This is a genomic window from Reyranella sp., assembly GCF_050185545.1.
Lineage (GTDB): Bacteria > Pseudomonadota > Alphaproteobacteria > Reyranellales > Reyranellaceae > Reyranella.
Genome location: NZ_JBFWZI010000268.1, coordinates 1 through 7853, shown reverse-complemented (window position 1 = coordinate 7853; position 7853 = coordinate 1). Strand labels below are relative to the sequence as shown.

The 7853-nt window shown below is 68.8% G+C and carries 6 protein-coding genes; 1 reads left to right on the top strand and 5 read right to left on the bottom strand.

Going from position 1 to position 7853, the window contains the following annotated elements; all coding sequences use genetic code 11:
• The coding region (locus tag AB7O82_RS35575) for a hypothetical protein (RefSeq protein WP_428621617.1) at window positions 1–358 on the top strand (358 nt) is incomplete at its 5' end.
• Between the two features lie 906 nt (window positions 359–1264).
• Here the strand turns inward: AB7O82_RS35575 and lepA are convergent.
• The 5 genes from lepA to rpmI form a co-directional block, all read right to left on the bottom strand.
• Window positions 1265–3067, bottom strand: coding sequence for a translation elongation factor 4 (lepA, locus tag AB7O82_RS35570; RefSeq protein ID WP_428553220.1), 1803 nt, complete (start codon window positions 3065–3067; stop codon window positions 1265–1267).
• A gap of 189 nt (window positions 3068–3256) precedes the next feature.
• Entirely contained in the window at window positions 3257–5773 is a 2517-nt protein-coding gene (gene pheT, locus AB7O82_RS35565) for a phenylalanine--tRNA ligase subunit beta (RefSeq protein ID WP_428621615.1), read from the bottom strand.
• A complete protein-coding gene (gene pheS, locus AB7O82_RS35560; protein WP_428621613.1) occupies window positions 5770–6861 on the bottom strand; it encodes a phenylalanine--tRNA ligase subunit alpha in 1092 nt (363 codons plus the stop codon). The genes pheT and pheS overlap by 4 nt, the downstream gene beginning before the upstream one ends.
• A gap of 216 nt (window positions 6862–7077) precedes the next feature.
• Window positions 7078–7434, bottom strand: coding sequence for a 50S ribosomal protein L20 (gene rplT / locus AB7O82_RS35555; protein ID WP_428621612.1), 357 nt, complete (start codon window positions 7432–7434; stop codon window positions 7078–7080).
• 3 nt (window positions 7435–7437) lie between these two features.
• Entirely contained in the window at window positions 7438–7641 is a 204-nt protein-coding gene (gene rpmI, locus AB7O82_RS35550) for a 50S ribosomal protein L35 (protein WP_395711749.1), read from the bottom strand.
• Window positions 7642–7853 lie beyond the last annotated feature (212 nt).

The window sequence follows — 7853 nt, the reverse complement described above, 5'->3', positions numbered from 1 at the left end:
GTTGTTCCGGGCGCTCGGTTGGCTGCTGCTCGCCATGGCGGTTGCGGTGGTCGTGCACGATGGGCTCGCGTGGTGGAGCGAGGGCTCGTTCCACCTGTTCGGGCTGGGCGAGCTGTGGTCGCAGCTCTCCATCGGGTCCCTGAACCGGGCGGAGGGGGCGGTGCAGCGGCATCTGTCGGGGGCGCTGTGGAGTTCGGTGGTCGGGCCGGTGCTGGCGGTGCCGGCGGTGCTGGCGTTTTTCGTGCTCGGCGTAGTCTTCCTGTGGATCGGCAGGCGGGGCGGGGTGGCGGAGGCGCCTTCGTACATTGGTGGCGGCGGGCGGCCGCGTCGGCGGCGGAGTCGGGGTGGGCTGTCGTAGCTGGGAGGGCTTGCGGTTCTCGATTCGCGGGCTAGCTTGGACCACGGGTGACGCGAGAATCGGATGGAGGAGGTTCGGCGCTGTGGCGTCGGGCGATGACGCTTGCGTTGTCGAGTGCAATTAATTGCACGGGCAGTGGCTGCAAAGGTGAGCCAGGCCGGCCAGGCGGGGTTATCGCGGAAGTCGGGGGACGCTACTCCAGGCGTGGATCAGTCTGTCTGGAGGGATCACCGTGGTCGTCGGGTCTGTTCTCGCACCGCAGAGGCTCACGCAAAGGAGCCCCCTGACGCGACCGGACGCAAAGGGGATTGCGAGCAATCGGCGGCAAGTTGTTGATTTCCAAAGAGCCAGTGACGCACGGACGCAACGGACGCAAGTATCGGGATCGAATCCCCACGGCCACTTCAGGGAGCGGGCGTCGGATGACCCCCGAACGCAAAACCGCGGCCCGAACGCAAGAGGCACTGCCGAATGGTTGTTTGCGTTCGGCCAACTCCTTGATTCGAAAGGCGCCGAACGCAGCGAACGCACCGAACGCAGGAATGCGGGGTCGTTCTGTTTTGGGGCTCATGCGGACCGCGGGCGTCTCGCCCGCTCATGAGAAGAGCGGGCGGGACGCCCGCGGTCCGGAAGAGCATGAGCGACGGAACTAATTGCATGGGCCGGAGGTCGGCTTGGGAGGCGGGTCCCTGCTCCGGTGCAGGAAGTTCCCTGATATGGTGCTCGCAAATCCCTGCTCAGGTGCGAGCAAATCCCTGCTTCGATTCCCTGCTCCGGCAGGGCGGCGGCGAGAAAGATGCCGATGGCATCGGCATTTTCGGCCAATCCCGCCGGGCCCTTTACATTTGGAACAGGGAATTTCGCCGCCACCTTTTTGCAGTCGCCGCCGTGCCGCGGCGGCGACTGCTACCGGCTGTCCATCTTCAGCGCGGCAATGAAGGCCGACTGCGGGATCTCGACGTCGCCGACCTGGCGCATGCGCTTCTTGCCCTTCTTCTGCTTCTCGAGGAGCTTCTTCTTGCGGCTGATGTCGCCGCCGTAGCACTTGGCGAGCACGTCCTTGCGCAGCGCGCTGATCGTCTCGCGGGCGATGATGCGGCCGCCGATCGCGGCCTGGATGGCGATCTTGAAGAGCTGGCGCGGGATCAGGTCCTTGAGGCGCTCGCAGAGCGCGCGGCCGCGCTGCTCGGCCTGGTTCTTGTGGGTGATGATCGAGAGCGCGTCGACCGGCTCGCCGTTGACCAGGATGGTGAGCTTGACCAGGTCGCCTTCCTCGTAGCCCAGCATCTCGTAGTCGAAGCTGGCGTAGCCGCGCGTCACAGACTTCAGGCGGTCGTAGAAGTCGAACACCACCTCGTTGAGCGGCAGGCGGTAGACCGCCATGGCGCGCGAGCCGGCGTAGGTGAGCTCGATCTGCTGGCCGCGCCGCTCCTGGCACAGGGTCAGCACCGCGCCGAGATGCTCGTCGGGAGTCATGATCGTGGCCTTGATCCACGGCTCCTGCATGCTGGCGATCTGCGAGGGGTCGGGGTAGTCGGCCGGATTGTGCAGCTCGCGCTCCGTGCCGTCGTCCATCGTGATCTTGTAGACCACCGACGGCGCCGTGGTGACGAGGTCGAGGTCGAACTCGCGCTCCAGCCGCTCCTGGATGATCTCGAGATGCAGCAGGCCCAGGAAGCCGCAGCGGAAGCCGAAGCCCAGCGCGGCGCTCGATTCGGGCTCGAAGTGGAACGAGGCGTCGTTGAGGCGCAGCTTGGAGAGCGATTCGCGCAAGGACTCGAACTCGGCGGCGTCGGCCGGGAACAGGCCGCAGAACACCACGGGCACCGAGGGCTTGAAGCCGGCCAGCATCTCGGCGGCGGGCTTGCGGTCGTCGGTGATGGTGTCGCCCACCTTGCAGTCGGCGATGGTCTTGATGCCGGCGATGATGAAGCCGATCTCGCCCGGCCCCAGCTCGGCCACGTCCCTGGGCTTGGGCGTGAACACGCCGACCTTGTCGAGGTCGTAGGAGGCGCCGACCGCCATCATGCGGATGCGCTGGCCCTTCCGGAGCGTGCCGTCCTTGACCCGCACCAGGGTGACGACGCCGAGGTAGGGGTCGTACCAGCTGTCGACCAGCAGCGCCTTCAGCGGGGCGTTGCGGTCGCCCGTGGGGGCGGGCAGGCGGCGCACCATCGCCTCCAGCAGGTCGTCGATGCCGAGGCCGGTCTTGGCCGAGACCTTGACGGCCTCCGACGTGTCGATGCCGATCACGTCCTCGATCTCCTTGCACACGCGGTCGGGCTCGGCCGAAGGCAGGTCGATCTTGTTGAGGACCGGGATGATCTCGTGGTTGGCGTCGATCGCGTGATAGGCGTTGGCCAGGGTCTGCGCCTCGACGCCCTGGCTGGCGTCGACGACGAGAAGGGAGCCTTCGCAGGCGGCCAGCGAGCGGCTGACCTCGTAGGCGAAGTCGACGTGGCCCGGCGTGTCCATCAGGTTGAGGATGTAGGTCTTGCCGTCGAGCGCCTGGTACTCGAGCCGCACCGTCTGCGCCTTGATGGTGATGCCGCGCTCGCGCTCGATGTCCATCGAATCGAGCATCTGGTCGTGGAACTCGCGCTCCGTCACCGCCCCGCAGCGCAGCAGCAGCCGGTCGGCCAGCGTGCTCTTGCCGTGGTCGATATGGGCGATGATCGAGAAATTGCGCAACAGCGACAGGTCGGTCATGGCAACCCAAAGGTCATGGCTGGGAGCGCGCCACTCCGATGGCGCCTCGTTGCTGGGAGCGCGCCACTCCAGTGGCGCCTCATTGCTGGGAGCGCGCCACTCCAGTGGCGCTCATGGTACGTCGAACACGAAGAGGATGAGCGCCATCGGAGTGGCGCGCTCCCAGCGAAGAGTGCGCTCCCAACATTCCTACCCTCGCAACGCCGCGCCCGTGGCCTTGGTGACGGCGGCGACGATCTTCGCGCTGGCCGCCTCGATCTCGGCGTCGGTCAACGTCCGGTCGACGGGCTGCAGGGTCACCGAGAGCGCGATCGATTTCTTGTCGTCGGGGACGCCCTTGCCGGCGTAGACGTCGAACACGCGGGCCGCCGTGATCAGCGTCTTGTCGGCGTTGCGGGCGGCGCGCACCAGGCGTTCGGCCTCGATTCCAGCATCGACGATGAAGGCGAAGTCGCGCTCGAGCGGCTGGAAGGCCGAGAGCACGAGCTTGGGCCGCGCCTTGGTCGCCTTGGGCTTGGGCAGCGGCGGGGCGTCGAGGAAGACCTCGAAGGCGGCCACCGGGCCGGCCAGGTCGGCCGCCGCGACGATCTCGGGATGGAGCTCGCCGAACCACGCCATCACCCGGTCGCCAAGCTTGATCGCGCCGGAGCGGCCGGGGTGGTACCAGCTCGGCGCGCCGTCCGCCGCGCGGCCCGGAGCGCCGCCGCCCTCACGCCCCGATGCGCCGTCCGTCGCGCGCCCTGGAGCGCCGCCGCTGCCCTCGCGCCCCTGACCGGGGCCGATGCCGGCGTGGCTGGTCGCGACCATGGTCGCGACCGGAGCGCCGATCGCCTCGAGCACGGCCAGCGCATCGGCCTTGGCGTCGAAGGCGTCGACGTCGCGCGGCGGGCCGGCCCAGTTGCGCGGCACCGCCTTCTTGTGGCGGATGCCGGCGGCGACCGCCTGCTGGCCGGTCGGCGTCGCGTCCTTGTAGGTCGGGCCGACCTCGAACAGGGCCGGGTCGGCGAGCCCGCGCGCCTCGTTGCGCTGCGCCGCCTCGATCAGGTTGGGCAGGATCGAGGGCCGCATCGTGTCGAGTTCCGACGCGATCGAGTTCAGGAGGCGCAGATCGGCGCCGCCGCCGCCGAAGCGCTCGGCCTGGGCGCGCGGCAGGAACGACCAGGTCACCGCCTCGTTCAGCCCGCGCGCCGCCAGCGCGCGCCGGGCCTGCGGCACGCGGCGTTGGCGCGGGTTGCGCACCGGCCTGGAGATCGGCGACAGGCGCGGCAGCGACGTGGTCGGGATGTTGTCGAAGCCGTAGACCCGCGTCACTTCCTCCACGAGGTCGGCCTCGCCGATGACGTCGGGGCGCCACGACGGCACCTCGGCCGTCCACGGGCCGTTGCCGTGCACTTTGTAGCCGAGCCTGGTCAGGATGCTCGCGGTGTCGCCGGCCGGCACGTCGATCCCCGTCAGGGTCTTCACGCGGTCGATGCGCAGCTCGTAGCTGCGCTGCCACTTGGGCATGACGCCGCTCGACACCACCTCGCTGGTCTCGCCGCCGCACAGCTCGAGGACCAGGCGGGCCGCCACCTCGGCGCCCCACCACACCGACTCGGGGTCGATGCCGCGCTCGAAGCGGTAGCGCGCGTCCGACTGGATGGCGAGCTTGCGGCCCGAGGCCGCCGTGCGGATCGGATCGAAGTAGGCGACCTCGAGGAACACCTCGGTGGTGTCGTCGCGCACGCCGGTATCCTCGCCGCCCATGATGCCGCCGATGCCATGCACGCCCTTGGCATCGGCGATCACCGCGATCGACGGATCGAGCGCGTAGGTCCTGCCGTCGAGCGCCAGCGTCTGCTCGCCGTCGCGCGCCTGGCGCATCACCAGGTCGCCGGCGAGCTTCCTCGCATCGAACACGTGCAGCGGCCGGTTGAGGTCGTAGGTCACGAGGTTGGTGATGTCGACCAGGGCGGAGATTGGCCGCAGCCCGATCGCCTTCAGGCGGCGCTGCAGCCAGTCGGGCGAGGGGCCGTTCTTCAGGCCGCGAAAATGGCGGCCGACCACGATCGGGCAGGGGCTGTCGGGCGCGGGCTCGTAGCCGTGCGTCCACTTCATGGGCGACTGGTACGTGCCGGCGACTTTGTCGGCCTTCATCGGCTTCAGGGTGCCGAGGCCGGCCGCGGCGAGATCGCGGGCGATGCCGTGCACGCCCAGGCAATCGGCGCGGTTGGGCGTCACCTTGATCTCGATCACCACGTCGTCGAGGCCGAGCGCCTCGGCCGCCGGCGTGCCGGTCGGCGTGTCGGCCGGCAGGTCGATGATGCCGCTGTGGTCGTCGCCGAGCTGCAGCTCGCGGCTGGAGCACAGCATGCCGTTGCTCTCCTCGCCGCGGATCTTGCTCGCCTTGAGCGTGAGGCCGGTGCCGGGGATGTAGCTGCCGGTCGGCGCGAAGATGCCCTTCATGCCGGTGCGTGCGTTGGGCGCGCCGCACACGACCTGCACGATCGTGCCGGAGCCGGTATCGACCTTGCAGACCCGCAGCCGATCGGCGTTGGGATGCTGCGCCGCCTCGACGACATGACCGACGACGAAGCCCTTCAGGGACTCGGCGGGGTTTTCCACGCCCTCGACCTCGAGGCCAAGCATGGTGAGGCCATGGCGCAGCTCGGCCAGGTCCGCCCGCGTGTCGAGATGCTCCTTGAGCCAGGACAGGGTGAATTTCATCGGACGGACTCCAGGGCGGAGAAGCCGTAATGGCGCAGCCATCTCAAATCGGAGTCGAAGAAGCTGCGCAGGTCGGGGATGCCGTACTTCAGCATGGCGATGCGGTCGATGCCCATGCCGAAGGCGAAGCCCTGGTACACCGCGGGATCCAGCCCGCAATTGCGGATGACGTTGGGATGCACCATGCCCGAGCCCAGGATTTCCAGCCACGAATCGCCGGCGCCGATCCGGAGCTCGCCGTCCTTCCACGAGCAGCCGATGTCGACCTCGGCCGACGGCTCGGTGAACGGGAAGTAGGACGGGCGGAAGCGCAGCGGCAGGTCGTCGACCTCGAAGAAGGCGCGGCAGAAATCGACCAGGCAGCCCTTGAGATGGCCCATGTGCGTGGTGCGGTCGAGCACCAGCCCCTCGACCTGGTGGAACATCGGCGTGTGGGTGGCGTCGCTGTCGATGCGGAAGGTGCGGCCGGGCACGATGACGCGCAGCGAGCCGCCGTCGTGCAGCATCTTCTGCACCAGCTCGTCGAGCATGGTGCGGGCCTGCACCGGCGAGGTGTGGGTGCGCAGCACGATCGGCGTGCCGTCGGCGCGCGGCGGCAGGTAGAAGGTGTCCTGCATCTGGCGCGCCGGATGGTCGGGCGGGATGTTGAGCGCGGTGAAATTGTGCCAGTCGTCCTCGATGTCCGGCCCGTCGGCCCAGGTGAAGCCCATCTCGCCGAAGATCGCGGCGAGCTCGTCCATCACCTGGCCGACCGGATGCAGCGTGCCCTCGCGCGCACTGGCGAACTCGGGCCGCGCCGGCAGGCTGACATCGACGCGCTCGTTGCTGAGCTTCGCGGCGAGCGCCGAGGCGCTGAGCGCGGACTTGCGCGCCTCGAGGGCGACCTCGATCTCGCCCTTGAGCTGGTTCACACGGGCGCCGAATTCCTTGCGCTGGTCGGGGGCGAGCCCGCCCAGGGTCTTCATCAGGCCGGTGACGCTGCCCTTCTTGCCGAGCGCCGCCACGCGCGCGGCGTCGAGGGCGGCGAGGTCGGCGGCGCGCTGCACGGCGCCCAGCGCCTCGTCGCGGATCGTCGAAAGATCGGTCATGCGAGCTCACTCCGAAACGAACACGAAAAAAGGGAGCCTGCGGTCCAGGCTCCCTCCCTGCGATCTCTGTCCTCGGCGCCGTTCTCCTGGACCGCGGGCATCCTGCCCGCCCGGACCGCGGGCGTCCCGCCCGCCTGGACCGCGGGCGTCCCGCCCGCCCGGACCGCGGGCGTCCCGCCCGCTCATCCCTGGTCCCTTCCGCGACGCCGCCGGACTCTACTTGAGGGCGGCCTGGGCCTGTTCGACCAAAGCCTTGAACGCTGCCGGTTCCCGCACGGCCAGGTCGGCCATGACCTTGCGGTCGACCTCGATGCCGGCCTTCAGGATGCCGTTCATGAACTGCGAGTAGGTCATGCCATGCTCGCGCGTCGCGGCGTTGATGCGCTGGATCCACAGGCCGCGGAACGTGCGCTTCTTGTTGCGCCGGTCGCGGTAGGCATATTGCAGCCCCTTCTCGACCTTCTCGATGCCGACGCGGAACGCCGCCTTGGCGCGGCCGCGGTAGCCCGAGGCGAGCTTCAGGACCTTCTTGTGACGAGCGTGTGCGGTCACGCCCCGCTTGACGCGTGCCATGGCCTACCTCTCGTACGGGAAGAAGTTGCGCTTGATGATGCGGGTATCCGGCTCAGACACGATTTCCATGCCGGTGGCCTGGCGGAGGAAGCGGTTGCCGCGCTTGCTCATGCCGTGGCGCTTGCCGACGACGCCGTGCTTGACCTTGCCGGTGGCGGTGAAGCGAAACCGCTTCTTCGCCCCGCTCTTGGTCTTCATTTTGGGCATTTTCTTTCCTTTTCAAAGGGTTACGGTTGGCAGCCGAGGCAATGCCCTATGGGCCCGGCCGCCGAAGGAAGCGCGCTTATACCGGCGAGGCAGGGGGCGTGCAAGCGTGCCCGCCGGGAGCGCGCCACTCCAGTGGCGCTCATAGTCTTCGCTGGGAGCGCGCCACTCCAGTGGCGCTCATAGTCTTCGCTGGGAGCGCGCCACTCCAGTGG